The organism is Paenibacillus sp. SYP-B3998 (assembly GCF_010820665.1).
Classification (GTDB): domain Bacteria; phylum Bacillota; class Bacilli; order Paenibacillales; family NBRC-103111; genus Paenibacillus_E.
The window spans coordinates 67,118-87,177 of the sequence record NZ_JAAIKC010000006.1; the positions used below are offsets into that span (position 1 = coordinate 67,118).

16 protein-coding genes are annotated in these 20,060 nt (G+C 42.4%); 4 read left to right on the forward strand and 12 right to left on the reverse strand.

Annotated features, from left to right (window positions below; all coding sequences use genetic code 11):
• Positions 1-80: 80 nt before the first annotated feature.
• Positions 81-830, forward strand: coding sequence for an HAD-IA family hydrolase (locus GK047_RS16845; RefSeq protein WP_163949055.1), 750 nt, complete (start codon positions 81-83; stop codon positions 828-830).
• A 27-nt stretch (positions 831-857) separates the two neighbouring features.
• On the opposite strand, the gene GK047_RS16850 is transcribed toward GK047_RS16845, so the two are convergent.
• A complete protein-coding gene (locus GK047_RS16850; RefSeq protein WP_163949057.1) occupies positions 858-2,600 on the reverse strand; it encodes a GGDEF domain-containing protein in 1,743 nt (580 codons plus the stop codon).
• Between the two features lie 196 nt (positions 2,601-2,796).
• On the opposite strand from GK047_RS16850, the gene GK047_RS16855 reads away from it, so the two are divergent.
• Positions 2,797-4,374, forward strand: a complete 1,578-nt coding sequence (locus GK047_RS16855; protein WP_163949060.1) for a response regulator — start codon at positions 2,797-2,799, stop codon at positions 4,372-4,374.
• 81 nt (positions 4,375-4,455) lie between these two features.
• Here the strand turns inward: GK047_RS16855 and phoU are convergent, their stop codons facing one another.
• The 5 genes from phoU to GK047_RS16880 form a co-directional block, all read right to left on the reverse strand.
• A complete protein-coding gene (gene phoU / locus GK047_RS16860; protein ID WP_163949063.1) occupies positions 4,456-5,115 on the reverse strand; it encodes a phosphate signaling complex protein PhoU in 660 nt (219 codons plus the stop codon).
• Between the two features lie 23 nt (positions 5,116-5,138).
• The gene (gene pstB, locus GK047_RS16865) at positions 5,139-5,900 is read right to left on the reverse strand and encodes a phosphate ABC transporter ATP-binding protein PstB (RefSeq protein ID WP_163949066.1); all 762 of its coding nucleotides are present in this window, start codon (positions 5,898-5,900) and stop codon (positions 5,139-5,141) included.
• A 3-nt stretch (positions 5,901-5,903) separates the two neighbouring features.
• Positions 5,904-6,761, reverse strand: a complete 858-nt coding sequence (pstA, locus tag GK047_RS16870) for a phosphate ABC transporter permease PstA (RefSeq protein WP_163949069.1) — start codon at positions 6,759-6,761, stop codon at positions 5,904-5,906.
• Positions 6,758-7,693 carry a phosphate ABC transporter permease subunit PstC gene (gene pstC / locus GK047_RS16875; RefSeq protein ID WP_163949072.1) on the reverse strand — a complete coding sequence of 312 codons (936 nt, stop codon included), beginning with the start codon at positions 7,691-7,693 and terminating at the stop codon, positions 6,758-6,760. Before pstC ends, pstA begins: the two co-directional genes overlap by 4 nt.
• A gap of 156 nt (positions 7,694-7,849) precedes the next feature.
• On the reverse strand, positions 7,850-8,767 hold the full coding sequence (locus tag GK047_RS16880) for a phosphate ABC transporter substrate-binding protein (protein ID WP_163949074.1): 918 nt from the start codon (positions 8,765-8,767) through the stop codon (positions 7,850-7,852).
• 291 nt (positions 8,768-9,058) lie between these two features.
• Here GK047_RS16880 and GK047_RS16885 point away from each other — a divergent pair, with 291 nt between their 5' ends.
• Positions 9,059-11,107, forward strand: coding sequence for a methyl-accepting chemotaxis protein (locus GK047_RS16885; RefSeq protein ID WP_163949078.1), 2,049 nt, complete (start codon positions 9,059-9,061; stop codon positions 11,105-11,107).
• A 586-nt stretch (positions 11,108-11,693) separates the two neighbouring features.
• Here the strand turns inward: GK047_RS16885 and motB are convergent.
• Genes motB through GK047_RS16900 form a run of 3 tightly spaced genes read right to left on the reverse strand, consistent with a single transcriptional unit; the run spans position 11,694 to position 13,773 of the window.
• Positions 11,694-12,500 carry a flagellar motor protein MotB gene (gene motB, locus GK047_RS16890; protein ID WP_163949080.1) on the reverse strand — a complete coding sequence of 269 codons (807 nt, stop codon included), beginning with the start codon at positions 12,498-12,500 and terminating at the stop codon, positions 11,694-11,696.
• Positions 12,497-13,291, reverse strand: a complete 795-nt coding sequence (motA, locus tag GK047_RS16895) for a flagellar motor stator protein MotA (RefSeq protein ID WP_163949083.1) — start codon at positions 13,289-13,291, stop codon at positions 12,497-12,499. The genes motB and motA overlap by 4 nt, the downstream gene beginning before the upstream one ends.
• 29 nt (positions 13,292-13,320) lie before the next feature.
• Positions 13,321-13,773, reverse strand: coding sequence for a MarR family winged helix-turn-helix transcriptional regulator (locus GK047_RS16900; protein ID WP_163949087.1), 453 nt, complete (start codon positions 13,771-13,773; stop codon positions 13,321-13,323).
• A 252-nt stretch (positions 13,774-14,025) separates the two neighbouring features.
• On the opposite strand from GK047_RS16900, the gene GK047_RS16905 reads away from it, so the two are divergent.
• Positions 14,026-14,883 (forward strand): aldo/keto reductase, encoded by an 858-nt coding sequence (locus tag GK047_RS16905; protein ID WP_163949090.1) that lies wholly within the window; start codon positions 14,026-14,028, stop codon positions 14,881-14,883.
• A gap of 149 nt (positions 14,884-15,032) precedes the next feature.
• On the opposite strand, the gene GK047_RS16910 is transcribed toward GK047_RS16905, so the two are convergent.
• The 3 genes from GK047_RS16910 to GK047_RS16920 form a co-directional block, all read right to left on the reverse strand.
• The gene (locus GK047_RS16910; protein ID WP_163949093.1) at positions 15,033-15,839 is read right to left on the reverse strand and encodes a TraX family protein; all 807 of its coding nucleotides are present in this window, start codon (positions 15,837-15,839) and stop codon (positions 15,033-15,035) included.
• A 393-nt stretch (positions 15,840-16,232) separates the two neighbouring features.
• Positions 16,233-17,267: an AI-2E family transporter gene (locus GK047_RS16915; RefSeq protein ID WP_346010353.1), complete on the reverse strand. Its 1,035-nt coding sequence runs from the start codon at positions 17,265-17,267 to the stop codon at positions 16,233-16,235.
• Positions 17,268-17,670: 403 nt separating this feature from the next.
• Positions 17,671-20,025: a M13-type metalloendopeptidase gene (locus tag GK047_RS16920; RefSeq protein WP_163949099.1), complete on the reverse strand. Its 2,355-nt coding sequence runs from the start codon at positions 20,023-20,025 to the stop codon at positions 17,671-17,673.
• Positions 20,026-20,060 lie beyond the last annotated feature (35 nt).

Here is a 20,060-nt window from a genome sequence, read left to right on the forward strand (position 1 = left end):
AAATAAAAAAACGGATGCGCACATAAACATATAATGAAGCAAGTAAAGGCCAAAGCGGACTTCAGAAGGAGGTTCTCATCGTGAGCCCTTTTTTTTCTCCAACTCGCAAAAAGATTATTTTTTTTGATATGAATAACACCATTTTAGACCGTAGGCAGTGCTTTGATTCAGCTTTTGTAGAAGTCATGGGCGACTTCACCGCAAGGTGGGAGCCAGAGAAACAAGCCTGGTCATCCCATGATGCCCTTCAAAGCTATAAGTTGGAGTGGAGTCGTCACCGGAAGACACCCCTGCGGAGTCCAATCTCCCCTGATGAGCTGCGACATGTTTGCTTGCAAAAGGCGCTGCAGCCTTTCCCGATTCAAGTAAGCCCCGCCTTTACACGATCATTTTTTGAGCAAGTGGAAGAACAGGAAGACAACTTCGTTGCGCTCTTCCCAGGAGTTGAAGATACACTAGAGGCACTATCTCATAACTATAAACTTGCAATTATAAGTAATGGGAACAGAAAACGACTGCAAAACAATTTGCAGAAGCTGAAGCTTACTACGTGGATTAAGCAGGATCGATTGTTTAGTTCGGAGAAGGATGGGCCGCGCAAGCCGCATCCAGCCATCTTTGAAGCCGCTATGAAGACTATCGGCATGACGCCCGGACAAAGCGTCATGGTGGGGAATTCGTGGCGCAACGACATCGTTGGAGCTACCTCCTGCGGGATGGATGCCATTTGGATTCATCCCGGAAATATGAAGAAAATAGCCGAACGCCGCATCGGCAAGCAAAAAGTAATCATCATTCGTTCTTTTAAACAGCTTCAGTACACGTTTTGAATTCGCTTCCTCTTACGCGTAAGACCTTTATCCAATGTTTTGAAAGTAATAAATACTTCCATGATGTGCCTTGGCCTTCTTTTTCAAGAGGGCCGCTGTCTGGGATATTTTCTCGAGTGAGAGGGGGGACTCACAGGTGCAAACGACAAGCGATAGAGATAATGTGACACCCTCACTCTGCACTTTCTTGCCGCTGCGGTCCCACACATATTCCCACTCCTCCCCTTCATAGAACATTTCAATCCCCTGTTCAAATCGGCGAATCATCTCCTTACATAGTTGTTCAGGTAAGCTCGATAGGGAAATTGCGATAAAATCGTCCCCCCCTACATGTCCAACAAAATCATGTGGTGTCCCGCATACAGCAATAGCTTGCTGCATAATATCTGCTGTGTACTGAATCAGTTGATCCCCTCTTTGAAAGCCGAAGCGATCATTGAACCATTTAAAATAATCCAGATCGGCATAAACCACATGAAATCGTCTCTCTTCCATGATCCGCTTGTTAATTTCTCGATTGATTTGCAAATTTCCCGGCAATCCCGTAAGTGGATTCGCAACTCGTGCAGATTCCATCCTTACATTCGTTATGCTTTCCAACATCGTTCTAATAGAAGCTGTCCCTGCCATTTTACCATTACTTGTTATGATAACTAGATCATATAAATGGTTGATCGAACGGGAAGTCGCCATCTGTGACACCTGCTCCACAGCCATGAATTCATCCACAATAAGCGGATTTTCATCCATAATCCCATCAATCGTTCGATTCCAGAACAAAGAAAATGCGTATTGACCAGCTAATTGCTGGAACAAGCGGTCCCGCATCATAAGACCTACAGGTACATCCTCACTAACAATCACGACACCGACAGCTTCCTGATTCTTCTTTAGATGATCAGCCACTTCTGAGATGAGCGCTTTCTTATCGAACACCATTACCGGTGTTGCTAAATCACCAATCGTCCATGTCATGACACTACCCTGAACTTTACGATGCTGCCAGATCAGCATGCGGTGACTCTCTTGCACTTCAGCAGGCTCCTCTGAAGGTCTTCCAAGCAAATAGCCTTGTGCATAGTGAATGCCAAGGCGAGTTAATTTCATCAATTCATCCGGCTGCTCAATGCCCTCTGCAATTAGCGAAATGTTCATTTTATGAGCAAAAGTGACGAAGGTTTCCAAGATATACTCTTTCACCTTATTCGTATGTATATGCTCGATTAATGAGCGATCTATTTTAATAAAATCGGGCTGCAGCTCAGCTATAGCTTGAAGCGATGAGTACCCAGCTCCTGCGTCATCAATAGCAATCCGGTACCCTTGTTTCCGGTAATGCTCTAATATTCTTTTGGCCAAAGAGAAATCTTCGATTGAGCTTCTTTCCGTGATCTCAAAGACCACATTGCTCGGACGTAACCCATATTGATGGAGAACCTCAAGCGTTTTCCCAGGTACGAACTGAGGGTCATACAATACTTGAGATGAAATATTAATAAACAGCAACTGCTGGGAATGCTCAAGAATAGAACCTTGGATCGCTTTCTCACGGGCCAGCTTTTCCAATATATATAACGCTCCCTGTTGTTCAGCGAATTGGAACAACGCTAACGGGGAGTGAAAAGTGCTTTCTTTGGGCCCACGCGTCAACGCCTCGTAACCGAATACATTCCCATCCTGCAGAGAAATAATAGGTTGATAGACAGAATAAATGGACTGCTGCTTAATAATCTCGTGAAACTGTGTTAATAAATCTGACTGAACGTTCATGCGATCATCCCTAACTGTCTCTACTTGTAACACTAGTTTAACAAACTAAATAACAGCCTTTATTAACCATATGTAAAATGAATGTAAAGAGTTCAAATAAAAAAGAGGGAAATCGCTGTCTCTCCCGAAAAAGAAAGCAATGGATTGTTTGGCGCTTTCGTAACCGTGTACAAGCACAGAAAGGAAATGAAATGAAATGGAACAAGGAGTAAAAATCCTGGCGGTAGATGACCGCTACGAAAACTTGCTGGCTCTGAATAGCATACTCGCTTCATCTCATTATGACATCATATCCTTACAATCAGGCGAGGAAGTTTTAAAATACTTGCTGCGAGAATCCGCTGACCATATAGCAGTCATATTGATGGATGTACAAATGCCAGGTCTTAATGGTTTCGATACTGTCGAGCTTATCAAGCAAAGAAAATCGTGCCAAGATATTCCAATTATTTTCCTGACAGCATTGAGCACTTCCATCGAACACGTCTTGAAAGGCTATCATGTAGGCTCTATTGATTATTTGTTTAAACCCATACATCCCGAGCTTCTTAGAATGAAGGTAGATGCCTTCGTCAAGCTGCACCGCTACCACCAGAAAATTAAATTTCAGAGCGAGCTCCTGCAAACACGTGCCCTAGAGCTAGAAGAAACAAATCAAAGATTGGCTGAGGCGAAAAAACAACTCAAAGAACAAAATCTACTTCTAGAACAGTGGGTGGAAGAACGCACTTCAGAGCTCGTAGATGCGCATGAGAAACTGATGAAATCCCAAGAGCATTTCAAAAAAATGTTTGTTTCTTCCCCGTGCTTAATGGCCATTCGCCGTTTATCCGACTATACCTACATAGATGTTAATGAAAGTTGGAAGCATTTCACTGGTTACGGGAATGAAGTACTGGGTACGGCAACGAACTTTCTGAGTATGAAGCTGGAGCTTGGAGAAGATGCGAAATTAGATCAAATTGTCCGTAATTATAAAATTAAGTATGAAACAAAATCCAAAGAAACGCGCAGTGCTTTACTATCTACTGAAATTATAGATATTGAAGATGAGAAATGCTTACTTCAAGTTGCCATTGATATAACAGAGAATATGAGATATGAAACAGAGATGGCTCGCCTCGCCCAATTGAATCTTGTCGGTGAAATGGCCGCTGGTATTGCCCACGAAATCCGCAACCCGATGACAACAATTCGCGGTTTCCTTCAGTTATTTAGAGAAAGCAATCGTAAGATGGAGAAGGAATATATCCAAATTATGTTGGAAGAACTCGACCGTGCGAATGACATCATTACTGAATATCTATCTTTAGCTAAAAACAAAAGGACACATCCACAGCTAGAGCATTTGAATCGGATTATTGAAACACTGCAACCATTGATTCAAGCAGAAGCCGCTATGTCGGGTAAGCATGTCTATTTCCACTTGGAAGATAGCCCACAATTAAGTTTAGATAATAAAGAAATCCGACAACTCATTCTCAATATGTGCATTAACGGATTAGAGGCTATGGAAAGCGGAGGTAATCTGACCGTACAAACTTATGTGGAATCCAATCAGGTTGTACTTAAAATTTCGGACGAAGGGGGGGGTATTAACGAGGAACATCTAGAGAAGCTAGGCAGACCTTTCTTCACCACAAAAGACCATGGCACTGGTTTAGGCCTAGCCATTTGCTACAGCATAGCCGCTAGACATCATGCGCCTATTCAAGTTGAGACAGACAGATCAGGCACCACATTTTACATACGATTCGGAATTCCCACTAGTTAGTTGTGATTGATGGCTCCATCTAATGCTTAGATGAAAAAAGATTACTGAGTGTTATCAGTAATCTCTTTTCACTTTATTCAGCTATACGTTCAAATCTTTACGTTTACCTGTCACCATATAGATAACGCCTTCGCCTATGTTCGTTGCATGATCGGCTACTCGCTCCAAGTAATGTGCAACTAGAAGTAGATGTGTCAATTGACGGTTGCGATTATAATCAGCGCTCATCAGGCTCATCAACTCTTGCATCACTGTGCTGTAAAGCTTATCCACACGGTCATCCTTCTCCGCCAACGCAGCCGCGCGATGCACATCGCGTTCTGTGTAGGCTTCGAGGCTTTCTTGCAGCATTTCAATTGCAATCTCCGCCATTTGAGGAATAATTTCGAGTGGCTTCACGAGTTCTTCACCAGCGAAGCGAATCGTAATTTTGGCAATATCGACGGCATGATCTGCGATGCGTTCCAAATCGATAGCAATTTTCAGTGCGGTGCCGATTATTCGAAGATCGCTTGCCATTGGCTGCTGCAGGGCAATTAAGCGCAGTGACAGCTCATCGATTCGTGTCAAATAGTCGTCAATAACATCGTCGCTCTTAATTACCTGCGTCGCCGATTTGTCATCTAGCTTGGCCAATGCTTCAACGGAGGAGCGGATTAAGTTTTGCGCGCTGTTTCCCATATCCAATAATTCTTGTTGTAATAAACCTAACGATTGATGAAACCCCGGTCTTGCGTCCATTCGCTTCTCTCCATTCTGTTCGGCTAACCGAATCTTCCCGTAATGTAGTCTTCTGTACGCTGATCATTCGGGTTCGTAAAGATTTTGTCTGTTTTGTCAGTCTCGACCAAATATCCATTGAGGAAAAATGATGTCATATCTGAAATACGTGCTGCTTGCTGCATATTGTGAGTTACGATGATGATCGTGTATTTATCTTTCAGCGTTTGCGTAAGCTCTTCAACCTTAAGAGTTGAGATGGGATCAAGCGCAGAGGTAGGCTCATCCATTAACAGCACATCTGGTTCAACTGCCAGTAAACGGGCTATGCATAGACGCTGCTGCTGTCCACCAGACAAGCCTAGCGCCGACTTATGCAAACGATCCTTTACTTCATCCCAGAGAGCCGCCTGTACAAGACTGCGTTCTACAACTTCATCTAGTACAGACTTCTTCTTCGTACCGTGAATACGGGGACCGTAAGCAATGTTGTCATAAATGCTCATCGGAAATGGATTCGGGCGTTGAAATACCATACCTACGCGTTTGCGAAGAGAAACGACATCGGAGTCTGAACCATAAATGTTATGCCCATCAACTGCCACATTTCCCGTGATTCTTACACTGTCAATCAGATCGTTCATCCGGTTCAATGTACGAAGGAAGGTGGACTTCCCGCAGCCGGAAGGACCGATTAAAGCTGCGATCGTGCCTGCTTCGATCGCCAACTCAATGTCGTGAAGTGCATGATTATCTCCATAATATAAATTCAATTTGTCCGCTTTAATTTTATGTTTGGCAGCCACGTTTTATTTCCCCCCGGATAGTCTTTTTTGTAAAATTCTACTTGGAATGCCTACCAGTAAGTTGAAAATCAATACGACGATAAGAAGAAGCGCAGCGCTTCCTTTGGCAATATCTTTGGCATCAGGCACTAACGCTTCTGCGCCAACGTACCAGAGGTGAACGGATAAAGTCTCACCCATTTTGAGCGGATTAAAGTCTGGGAAAAATCTTGAAACCGATAATCCAGCGGTATAAATGAGAATCGCTGATTCGCCTAACGCGCGGCCGGCAATCAGGGTAATACCTGTGATAAGATTCGGGAGCGCCGCTGGAATCAAGACTTTGCGAATCGCCTGCCATTTCGTTGAACCAAGCGCCAAGCTAGCTTCCCAGTACGATTCGGGAACCGTGCGAATGGCTTCTTCCGTTACACGTACCATAACTGGCAAATTAAGCAGGGCGACCGTCGCCGCTCCGCCAATAATCGAAAATTTCAAACCTAATAGGTTTGCAAAGAGCAAAAATCCGAATAAACCAAATACGATAGAGGGTACTGAGGACAAGGCCTCGACAGAGATTCTTACGAGATCGGTGAACCACGTTTTTTGAGCATATACCGCTAGATAGATCCCTGCACACACACCAATCGGAATGGAGATCAATAAAGAAAGAAATAATACGTAAAAGGAGTTAAATAGTTGAGGGCCTACACCACCGCCTGCTTGTATTTCCTCTGGTTTGCCGAATATGAAGTGCCAAGACAAGTGCGGAATGCCTTCGCCTAAAATACGAACTAAAAACCAACCTAAGATCAAAATTATAACGATACCTGAAAGCCAAAAATAGAGGGTGGCCAAACGATCCGTCGCTTTACTATTCATTTGAGTTCACTCCTTTTGGCCACGATGCGGATGATTAGAATTAGCGATAGCGATATAACGAGCAAAAGCAAGGCCATTAGGTAAAGAGCGTTATTCCAAGTCGTTCCATAGTTCGTGTTCCCCATATCTTTGACAATCGCTGTTGTCAATACGGTTGTTGAATCTAGAAGCGATTTGGGCATTTGCGGTGAGTTCCCAATCACCATGAATACAGCCATTGTCTCGCCAATTGCGCGGCCCATGCCAAGAATAATTGCCGTCAGAATCCCAGGTCTAGCAGCTGGCAGCAGTACACGCCACATGGTTTGCCAACGCGTAGCGCCAAGTGCCAAGGATGCCTCCTCCAAACGTCCTGGTAACGAACGAATCGCATCTTCTGAAATCGAAAGAATCGTAGGGAGAATCATAATAGCTAAGATAATTGAAGCTGGCAGAATGCCATACCCAATACCGCCCGTTAACTTCCCTAATGCAGGCACGATAACCGTCATTCCGATTAACCCGTACACAACGGAAGGAATACCGACGAATAAATCCGTTGCAGGACGCATAATCTCACGCATCCATTTCGGTGCAATTTTAGCCATAAACAATGCGCCAGACAAAGCCAAAGGTACAGATATGACAACTGACACAAGTGTCATAAGCAACGTGCTGTATAGAAAAGGAAAAGCTCCGAATTTATTACTGCCAGGCGTCCAATCTGTTGATAAGAAAAATTCTAGTGGACTAACATCTTGAAACGTCTTAACTCCCTGTATCCCTACGAACACGATAATTGAGAAAATGATAGCCGACACGAGGGCCGCACTTCCGACAAACACCCATCTCATCAAGTTATCCTGTCTATGCTGTCCGTGCGTCCACTTCGTAATGATCGGACGACTCTTCTCCTCTACCGAGCTAGTTAGCTTGTCTGCTACAGAATTCAATGGGTAATCCCCCTTCTCCTAAATACACAATACTTTAATAATAGGTGATGAATGTAAATAGATCGTCAATGAATTGTTAAGGCAATGTAAAAGTTTCTGCGTATAAACCAAAAAAAGAGCGCTGCATGGATGCAACACTCTTGGTGGAAGAGATCATTACTTTTTAAGCAAATCAGCTGGCAAGAATTTCAAATCACGAACTTGTTTGCCTTGGAATTCTTTGCTGGAGATGTAAGCGATGAAAGCCTTAGCAGGATCTTTTGCTTCGCCTTTTGTATACATGTGCTCAACACCAAACAATTTGTAAGTGCCGTTTTTAATGTTTTCTTCGGAGAAAGCTACGCCATCAATTTTCAATGCTTTAATGGAATCATCGATGTAAGGCGTATCTACATAACCAATAGAGCTAGCTTGACCAGCAACAGCTGTTTTCATAGCACCGCTGTTTTCTTGTGTAATACCGTCTTTCGTGAAATCTTTACCATCAAGAATGATTTGTTGAACCAGTTTACGGGAGCCAGAAGAATCTGGACGGTGAACAAGAACGATTTTCGCGTCTTTGCCGCCAACTTCTTTCCAGTTCGTCAGTTTACCCATGTAAATATCAGCAGCTTGTTGCTTCGTTACGTTATCAACCGTTACATCTTTGTTTACGATAAACGCGAAAGGAGCAATGGCTACTTGGTGGTCAACTAGACCTTTATCTTTATAATCAGCGCCTGGCTCAACATCGGAGTTACCGATATCGGAAGTACCATCTGCTACGTTTTTAATTCCTGTACCAGATCCACCTGCTGTAACGTTAATTGTTACTTTTGGATTTTTTTCCATGAATTCTGTAGCTGCTTGTTTAACTAATGGAAGAAGCGCGCTTGAACCGGAAGCTGTAATTGTACCGGAAAGATCTGTTTTTGGAGCTTCGCTCGGTTTTGTTGAAGCTGAAGCACTTGCTGCTGGTGTTGCGGAAGCTGCCGTTTTAGTATCTGTCTTGGCGCCGCACCCTACCAAAGTCCCCATCATTAGTACCGCTGAAAGTGTGAATGTGATTCCTTTTTTCGACATGAAGTTAAACATAATTAGCATGTCCTCCTTAGATTTTATCATTCAATTGGTAAGTGTCGATGCCCACTTGGTTGTCCGTCGAACTAACTTACTTACACATCGTAACAACCGAATGTAAATTTCAAACCCACGAAACGTAAACGTAATGTAAAACTTTTAATCCGAAATTAATTCGATGGAATTATAGGTAAATTTACATATTGATGACATAATTCGATTCTTTATTTAATAGATAAGTCCTATATTAATTAGAAACAACAAGAAATTAGTCGAATCTTGTCTATCAAATCGGAGGTAGTGACAATGAGGAAGATGAAATTTAATATGACTATGCGTCTCAAACTAATCACAAGCTTCGGTGGTGTACTGCTCGTTTTTCTTGCAGTTGCTTTCTTCAATTTGCATCAAGTCAGTCAGATCAAACAGAACTTGAACGATCAGAATGAAAAGGTAGAGCTTAAAGTATTAGCATTGGAACTTAAGGAAATGGTACAGGAAATGAATATTATCGCCTCAGGACTAGAAATATCGAAGAAGTCTGAATACATATCCAAATATAACAACAAGCGAATACCATTCAATGAGTACGTTAAACAAATTGGGAATACGGCAGCTACTCCTGAACAGCAAAAATGGAGGAGTCAACTCATTCAAGCATCTGTCGACTATATCAATAACTTCGATACGGCTTCTAAAATGGTTATGGATACAACAATGAAACCGGCAGATCTCGAAATTAATCTTCTGTACTTATATAATGAATCTCAAGTTTTGAAAGATCAGATTTTCGGTCTTGTTGATAAATTCTATGTCACCTACGCGGAAGCCGCTGATCAAGCTGTGAGCAGCTCAACGAACGCGCTCAATAACACCAGTCAAGTGATGATTATTGCTCCAGCGATTGTGCTTGTCATAACGATTATCGTTGCTTTTCTCATTACGCAGTCCTTCACACGTCCGATTATCCGTTTGCAGAAAGCCGTTTCACTCATTGCATCCGGAGATTTAACGCACACCATTAACTCAACCTCAAAGGATGAACTAGGTAAATTAAGCGATAGCTTCGATCACATGATTGTGCAGGTTCGACAGATGCTAAGCGCCACCCTACATATTGCTTCTTCTTTATCCGAGCATTCACACGCTTTCCATCGTTTCTCTCAGCTAACTGCGGCAGCAAATACCGATATTCTTAAAGCGATTCATGAGATTTCAGCCGGCGCTGATGAACAAGCGATGAAATCAGAGATGAGCTCGCTGATCATCGCGGAGCTTGAAACAGAGATTCGTGACATTAACGCGTACACGGATCAAATGAGGCATACCAGCGACGCTGCAGCTGTCGGTACGAAGCAAGGCACTGAATCGGTACGGGCGCTGAAAGCTTCGGCCGATCAGTCCCATGCGGTGCTGCATAAAGTCGATGCCGCAATGCAAACCTTAGCCGCCAGCTCGAAGCAAATCGGCGCTATCGTTCATTCCATCACGGAGATTTCGACGCAGACGAACGTGCTGGCTTTGAACGCGGCGATCGAAGCGGCGCGGGCTGGCGTCCACGGACGCGGTTTCTCCGTGATCGCAGATGAGGTTCGTCAGCTATCGCAGCAGACGAGCGATTCGTCGAAGACGATCAGCGGCATCGTCCAAGCGCTGCAGAAACAGATTCAAGAGCTTCAGATCAGCTTAGTAGAAGCCAAAGAATCCGTGGTGACGCAAAACCATCGCGTTACCGACACGCTCGGTTCTTTTGAAGGCATCGAACAGTCGATGCACGGCATTCAAGAGCAGATTGAACAGATTCATCTGAAGATTGAGCAAGCTCGCTCCAAAAACGACAAGCTGGTCGACTCTGTGCAGTTCGTAGCCGCCATCGCGCAGGAAACTGCCGCTGGTGTCGAAGAAGTCAACTCTACTTCGATTCAACAGGACGTTTCTATACGCCGCATTGCCGAGGAGTCGGATGATATCCTTGATTTGGCTCAGCAGTTGTTTGCTGAGATCAGCAAATTCCAGATTGATGAAGCCTCAAGGCACAACGTCAGCATCGCGCCTGAAGACGAGAGCACGCCAAAAAATGAAAGTAATAAAACTGAAAAAGAAAACGTGAAGGAAACAGAAAAATGGGGACCTGATGAGGGAGAAAAAGAAGAAAAAGAAAAAGAAGAAGAAGAAGAAGAACTTCTGGCTCCAGCTTTAACCTCCATTTTAGAAAGTGAGTCTACCCATCTACAGATGAAAACAATCCAATTGAGGCCAGCATTGGAGCAATTCGAACCTGAGCATAACACTCAAAACGAGAGTTCTAATCAAATCGATAACAAGAAAGAACTCGTTCTCGCAGGCAAATCTTAACTTCTACATGCCATAGAAGCCCCCACTCCCCAGTTTATGCACATAGGAGCGGAGGCTTCTTTCTCTTCAATTGCTTCTGTAATTTTATTTTAAACGCAGACCCGTTTGCCTGATTAACATAAACAGAGAGCTTAATGGTCGGACTCATTGTGTCACCATTACACAGGGATCTGCGGCAATTACTGCCGAAGCGACTTGATTAATTAATTTCAAGATTGATAGCTCCCGTGTTCGATTATGTCGGATCGGAAACAACCGCATCCAATTGGTTTTCTGTTTCCATTACTAGAACAGAAACTTGTTTATTACTTGTTAGAAAGCTGACTCCGCCTAACATTAAATCACCTGCTCAGCCTTTTAGCCCTGTTAAGGCAGTGGTCTGGTCGGCTATTTCTTAAAAACGAAATTTTATATTTCATATGTTTAATATATAAATTCAAATAATATTTCATAATCCTCTTAAATTATTCATATAACACCTAGATGTCAAGTCTGTTTTAATGAAAATAGCCCCCCTTTACAGCAAAAAAACCAAGAAATCACGATTCTTGGTTTTCCGCTCTGTATTTAAGTTTCAGGTCTACCTTTATTTTGCAATCTCATCGGTAGCCTTGATGTTGCGAATAATGCTTACCTCAACTCGACGGTTTTTGGCTCGGCCTTCGGTGGTGTCGTTCTCGCCAACCGGGCGATATTCCCCATACCCGACGGAATAATAAGATGAAGGGTCAATTTTGCTATTATTAAGTAATATTTTCATGAAATTGACGGACCGCTTCGCGCTCAAGTCCCAGTTCGTTTCGAAGTCCTGCCTGTGAATTGGCACATTATCCGTATGACCAGCTACTTCAACCTGATACCCGGAGTAACGACTTAGCAAATCGGAAATGGATACGGCTAAGGCTTGCGCATCCTGCTTCACGGTTGCCGATCCAGAGTCGAAGAGCGCGCGATCGCTGATCGTAATGGTCAACCGCTCGTTGTCGAGCTTCGTAGCCAACTGTTCCGTCAAATTATTGTCTTTAATGAACGCATCCATGCTCTTTTTTAATTCTTCAAGATCCTTTTCTTCTTTTTGCAGCTTCGCGGCTAGCTGGCTCTCTTCTTTGCTTTCCGTTTTTGTCGGAGGATCCTGATTCTTGCTGGTGTTTTTCGTTGATTTAGCCGATTCATCAATTGGAATCAGATTCGACATGGCGAAAGGTGCTTCGCCCCCTGTGAAAGCGCTGTTCAGAGACCGCATAATGGAGTCGTACTTTTTGGAATCCACTTGACTCGAAGCAAACAAAATAATAAAAAGAGCTAGAAGCAGCGTAAGCAAATCCGCGTAGGGAATGAGCCAAGTTTCATCAACGTGTTCTTCATGTTCCTCATGCTTCTTCTTTTTACTCACTGTGGAGTTGCCTCCCTTGTTTCTTCGTCATACGCCGCACGCTCCGAATTCGCAACGAAGATCATCATTTTCTGCTTAACGGAGTTAGCTGAAACCCCCGATTGAATCGAGAGCAAGCCTTCTACGACCATCAACTTAATCTCGACTTCTTTCTTGGATTTCTGTTTTAATTTATTAGCAAATGGGTGAAAGATTACGTAACCTAAGAAAATCCCGAACATCGTGGCAACGAATGCAGCAGATATTAAATGACCTAGTTTCTCGACTTCGCTCAAGTTCCCGAGAGCGGCAATCAGACCTACTACGGCCCCAAGCACCCCTAAAGTAGGCGCGTATGTACCAGCTTGTGTGAAAATACCAGCATATTTTTTATGCCTTGTTTCCATTTCAGCAATATCTTCAAGTAAAACATCGCGAACAAAGTCAGGGTCGTTGCCATCAATAATTAATCGCATGCCGCTTTTCATGAAAGGATCAGAAAGCTCTTCCGCTTGTTTTTCTAAGGAAAGCAAGCCTTCGCGACGTGTAATGGAAACCCAGTTGACAAACGTTTCGATCAATTCTTTTTTAGGCATAAGCTTCTGCTCTGTAAAAATAATTTTTATTAAAGTTGGGATTTTTTTAATTTCTTCCAACGAGAAAGCAATACATAGCGCTGCACCCGTTCCGCCAAAAATAATTAAGGCAGCGGCTGGATTAAGCAGTGCTACTAAGCTTGCTCCTTTTAAAACCATACCCACACCAATTGCAACAAACGCTAGGACGATCCCAATAAGTGATGACTTCTCCATCTTCCTACATCCTCTCTACGCTATCTAAATTAGTTATTCGTGCTGTTCGCCAACGATTTCATAAGATTTGCTAATGTTTGCTGATCTTCACCAAGCTTGGAAAAAAACGTATCATCTGCTTGCACCACAATTGCTAAAGCCTCTGATACAATCTGTTCTCCAATTGCTGTAAGTGCAATAGACTTAGCTCTTGTATCTGTAGGGTGTTCCTTGCGAACAAGGAGGCCTTTTTTTTCTAAATTACGTAGAACTTGCGAGGCCATCATTGGATCGACATGTGCATGCTGTGCAATCTGAACTTGAGTTACATCCCCCCGCCCTGATAGCGAATTCAGCTGTTCCGTAGAAGCTAGTAAAATGAATTGTACATGCGTAAGGTCAAAAGAATGCAGGGCATGGCGAAGGTTTTTTTGCCATAAGTTCGTAACCTGCCACAAGAGAAAGCCTGGACTATCATAAGGTTTTCCGCATTCAGCTTTCATAGAACCTCCGATATTTCGACAAAATAGTTGTATATGTACATATAATAAGTTTATTTACTATAAAATACAATACTTTTTGTCGAATCCATAATACGATAGACTCATATTTTTGGAGATATGGAATCCTTGTCTTACATCTTTTATACTTGAAGCATCCGAATTCCTGCTCAAATCGATATCCGCATTTTGAACGCGAATTCTGGAAACGATATCCATAGCAGGAGAATTAAAATTAAGCAAGGAGTGAATGATGTGGAAAAACGAAATTTCGGCCTGACGGGGCAGCAATTTCCATTGCTTAGCTTCGGCGCTCAGCGCATGGTGGACGAACATAATTGTACGGAAGAACAAGCGATTCAAATCGTAAACCGAGCTATCGATGCAGGGATTACGTATTTCGACACTGCCCCAAGCTATTCGGATGGTCAGTCGGAGGAGAGACTAGGCAAAGCGCTGCAAGCGCGGAGAAAAGATGTCTGGATCGCAACCAAGACGCACGATCGGACAAGAGATGGCTCATTAAGGCTCTTAGAAGCAAGCCTACAGCGATTACAAACCGATCATGTACAAGAATGGCGTTTGCATAACATAATGACAATCGAAGAACTCGATCAATGCTTCGCCAAAGGCGGTGCGTTGGAAGCGCTCCTAGAAGCCAAGGACCAGGGCTTAATTAAACATATCAGCATTAGCGGACATACGAATCCGCAAGTCCAGGTAGAGGCTATCGAACGCTTTCCTTTTGATAGTGCATTAGTTCCCTTATCCGCGGCAGATCACCACGTATACAGTTACGCTCACGAGTTCCTTCCCAAGGCCATTGAAAAAGGCGTCGCTATTATTGGGATGAAGGTTATGGCCGTAGGCAAACTGGCACCATGGTATGAAAAAGCGATGCAATACACGTTCTCGTTGCCTATATCTACGGCCATTATTGGCATGGAGTCTCTGGATCAGTTAGAACGGAACTTAGCCATAGCCAATAGCTTTAAACCCATGACTGAACTCGAGCAGCTTGAGTTTTTCAAAGAGATCGTTCATCTCGCGAATCCCGATGTGCTGCGCTGGAAAGCCAGCGATTGGATGTCAGGCGAGTGGTATGTCCGATAAGTGAGCCTAGTAGAAGCCAGCGAAGGAGGAGCCCCTTTTCATTTTATGCATGGGATGCTCTGTCGCTGGCTATTCATCTATTTCAACTTAACTGTTGAACGAAAATAAAATTTGTTGTCCGAAGAACAGAAGACGCTCCAAGAATAGGGTTAGCTATTCCAAACATATGCCAATATATAGAGGAAATAAATGTGCACTGGATAAAAGATATAGAAGAAATACTTCATGTTTTTCCCCTTCTGTCCATTGTATAGATAAATGGGAATCGCAGCTATCACCATTAACCATTGGAAGTTCTGATCGAGATTAGTCATCGGCTCAGGCGAGGCGAATCCTACCAAAACGGATAACGCAACTAAACTGGCAATCTGAGCTATTCGATACTTGCGAAGATAATAAAACACGATACCCAGCAACACATAGATGAATCCCCCTTCCACCGCAACAAGTGATGGAAACAGACTGTTGATATAAAGCCCTGTTCTAGAGACCTCTTCCTGCATAAGCAGCAGCAGGGTAAACAAACTCCAGATAATCGGTACTAACATCAACAAGAAAGACGAGATCATCGTTTTCCATTTTCTAATCTTTACAGCGGCAATAAAACGATCAATCAAGACAATATACAAGCCCGAAAGAAAAAGCGTTCCAAAAATATTATTGATAAGAACCATATCGCTTGGCATAAAGTAAGAGATTAGGTGAGACATGAATAGGATCAGCAGATACCCAACGTACAAGTGAAGCAAATATTTCAACTTGCTTCTGGTATAATGAACGCCCTCCGCAAGGGTAAATAGAAAAATAGGCGCTACGATACGCCCCAGCCAAGTAAACCACAACGGCGCACCATCTGTTACAAAAAATTGATGAACGTGATCAAATACCATCAACATGATTCCAAGGATTTTGAGCTGAAAACTATTTAACGCCAAACGCTCTTTAATTATATTCATTTCATATGCCCCCATCTATTAACTACTAGTACAATTAATTTTGATTATAATTGTCCGACCTTACCTCTTATTAACAGTAACCTTACACAAACCTTAAAATAATCAACGAATTTCAACGCAAAAAATGAGGTTAACCAGATTTAACTAGTTAACCTCATTTAATTTCCCGCTTCGATACATTCTCATGATGATTGAATGATATCAATAATCTGTTGTCTAGCCCTCTTCGATTACATAGTAATGAATCAAGATCCCTTTATCATTCAATTTTTTTGGTAAAGCCACAGTAAAAAAGCCGTAAGAGGTTTACTCTCACAGCCGAGATATCGAAAAGTGCCTTACTTTTTTGAAACATGACAGGATTGACGAAACAGTAATCCAGTTCAAACACTTTTACAGCTCGTCAGCTTTGTTTACGTCTAGAATATCCAAAAGAAAAACAAAGATTGGCACACCAATTATTAATCCCCATATCCCTAAATAATGTTCCGAGAAAATTAAAATAACAAAACTATAAAACATCGGCAGTTTAGTTTTTGATGACATAAATCTCGGGTTAAGGAAATAACTCTCTATTAAATGAATCACTATGATCATAATACCCACGTAGACAATCATAATAACTCCGCCAATTTGAAGACCAATTAAGGAGAGTGGAATCATTGAGATAATTACCCCAACAACAGGAATCAAACTAAGTACGAATATCGTAATTGACAAAGCGAACAAATATGGAAAGCCTAACGCCCAGAGACCTATTGTTGTTAATATTGTATTAGAAATCGCAATAAGAATTTGAGCCTCAATTACCTTGCCAAACGAGACAACAAATTTCTTTCCGAAATATTCTACTTCGTTATAAAACCAAGCTATTTTACTTCCCTTGAATTTGGAAGTAAACCTTACAATCCTATCTTTTTCAAGCAAGAAAAAAAGACTAAGCAGTAATGATAAGAAGAATGTTTTACCCCAATCACCTAATTTGAGTAAATAGCCCAACCCTTGTTGTGCATATGATTGTAAATCTAAACTATCCAAAGCACTATTAATGCTATCTGGCAGAGAATTATCTTCTGGTGAATTATACAAATTTATTAACTCATTCGAAACTGCCTTAACCTGATCAACAATTTTCGGCAGCAAATTCGAGATACCTGTAACAAACGATATAATAAGAAGCAAGTAAATCGTAATGACAACTACTCGATAATTAATTTTAATAAATCTATTTAATTTCTTTGTAACATAGCTTTGTAGACTATTCATGATATAAGTAATTAGAAAAGTGAGCAGCATGAGATTTAACATGCTCTTTAGACTAATTAATAACCCACATATTAAAAACAGTATGAAAAACCTTCTAAACGTTAAACTTGATAATATACTTTTGATATATTCCATTGCTCTTTTGCTCCTCACGCTAAACATTGATAACAAAATAATTATTGGTAACTATCTTTCTATACGACAGATTATTATTCAACCTTAACCAATAGGAGCCTATCCTTAAACCCACCTCTTTCTGCCTGCTTAGCTAATCTAACCTTTTCAAAATTGCAAAATATGAGGGATTTTATCACGGACCAACTTATTATCAATGATCATTTAAATTCCTCCCTCTGTGTTTCTACACTTGCATCGAGTCTACCTACTTGTCCGCTATCTACTCCAACAATGAAACTACCGTCCATTCCAAGTACCCATTCGAACATTTTCCGACAATAGTAAAATTATACCACAGCTTAGGAGAGAGGGGCAGTTTGTTGTATCCGTGACAAGTTACATGCAAAAAACCTTGAGCGGCGCAGGGCCAATCAAGGCTTGAGCTTAACTACCAAATGCTGACCCTATCCGCAGGAGCCACATACATGCCATCACCTGGCCCAATATCATAAGCCTTATAAAACTCTGGGAAATTGACAAAGGTTCGATTCACTCTTACTTTATTTGCTGAATGCACATCTGTCATACTTCGATAGGCCGCTAATTCCTTGGTTGTCGTAAATCGCCAGATTTTTGCGGAACTTTCGAAGTATGCCTTGAAATCCGGATGTTTAAGCGTGGATGCAACTTGCAGTGAAGTTGCCATACCGCCAAGATCCGCTACGTTCTCGCTCACTGTCAATTGACCATTATTCGTAACACTATTAATGATCTCAATGCCGTTATAAAATTGGATAACGCGCTGGCATTTTTCTTCAAACTTTTTATAATCCGCTTCCGTCCACCAGTCATTCGCATTCCCATTCTCATCGAAGGCGGCACCGTTATTATCAAAAGCATGACTGATTTCATGGGCAATAACCATGCCGATTGCTCCAAGATTAGCTTCTGGTTTGGCCTTAATTTCATAAAATGGAGCTTGCAGGATGCCTGCGGGGAACACAATTTCATTATATACGCTGTTATAATAGGCATTTACTTCATAGGCGCTCATAGCCCATTCACTTTTATCTACGGGTTTTCCGAGCTGCGCTTTTTTCTCGTTCTCAACGGCAACACTTACCCGTGCGATATTATCAAATAACGATCCCCCCTCCGCATAGGTCTTAATCTCTACCTTCTTAAAGATAGTTGGCCATTTATCCGGATATCCAATTTTGACCGTCATTTTTGAAAGTTTAAGAATGGCCTTCTCCTTCGTAGCTTCAGACATCCAGTCGAGCGCCTGAATTCTTTCCTTGTAAGCGACTATAAATTGATGAGCCATTTGCTGCACATTTTCTTTTGCTTCTGCTGAAAAATATTTTTTCACATAATGTTGACTTAGAAGATCGCTCATCACATTTTTGGTTGTACGAAGGGCTATCTCCTCATTCGTTCTCACACCCGCAACCCCATATAATTCAGCACTAAACTGATTGTTTGCCTGTCTGAACTCGTCAGATAAATAGGTTCCAATTCCCATCAACAAATGAACCTTAGCATACGATTTGATGAGCTCCAAATGACCTTCCGTCAGAAATTCCGCTGTTTTTTCAGCTAATTTCACATCCGTTACAATCACTTTATTTGCTTCAGTGATATGCATAGACGTCATCATCTGTTTAACATCTATGCCGGGGTACAACGAGAAGAACTGCTCCATCGAATAGGGATTATAGTAATTGCTCACATTCCCTTCGTCTTGTGGATCCAGCTTGACGATGGCTAGTTCCTTTTCCATTTGATATATTTGCTGTGCTTGTTCTATTGCAGCCTTCTCATTCTCGCCGGACAGGACAAGCAGCTTGGCTAAATATTGTGTGTAGACCATCTTCGCCTTCTCGTCGCCGGTTACATAGCTTTTCTTAGGAAGTCGTATCGTAGGACCTGAATAATACAAGGCGTTCATCGAGCTGTTTTTCGCATCAGCCAGGACGTCAAAGGACATAATTTCGTTCATACTTGTTTCTTTTTCAAGGCGAATGTTCGCTTGAATGAGTTCGCCTACGCTCTTTGCCTCATCGAAAGCTTTTAAATATGCGCTCACAGGCTCGATCCCCTGCTTATTTCGATCTACTGTATCGAGTGCTGCTTTGTAGAAATCAGCAATTTTTTGTTCGTCAGTTCCTTGTGTATGCTTCTTTTTAATGAGATCAGCTAAGATACCTTTTAACTTGTCTTCGTTCGCGTGAGCAAGTTCGATGAACCCGCCGTTTGAAGTTTCACCATCCTGAATTTTCGAGTCCTTTAGCCATTTCTTGTTGATAGCCTCATAGAAATCGTCCTTCGGATTGCTGCCTACAAGCGCCCATATCCTGTGGATTACAGTCTGTAGCTGCTCTAAGGTTATAGGATCTGATGCACCCAACCTGTCGTCTGAATAGCCTGCCAGGAGGCCTGCGTCGGCAAGCTTTGCGATCTCTTTCTCTGCCCATGGCGGCACATCGGTAAAGGCAACTTGGAAGGTTCCTTTTCGCAAATCGTTACCTTCAGGCTCTGGAAGAACTGGGAAGGCCCTGCTAACCATAACAAAAGCCTCGGCTCTTGTTACCGACTGGCTGTCTTTCCTTTCACCCTTATCAAATCCTTTAAGGATATGCGCCTTCTTCACCCTTGGATAGTAAGCATCGGCAGCGTTAAGCAGCATATGAACAACTTGCTCTCTTGTTGCATACGTCTGCGTCTCAGCAGCAAGCGCTAATGAAGGGATCATTGAGAAAAGCAATATGACAGTTAACAGCGCGGACAAGCTTTTTTTCACACCTTTTCCCCCTCTTAGTTGTTAGCTCCTATGTT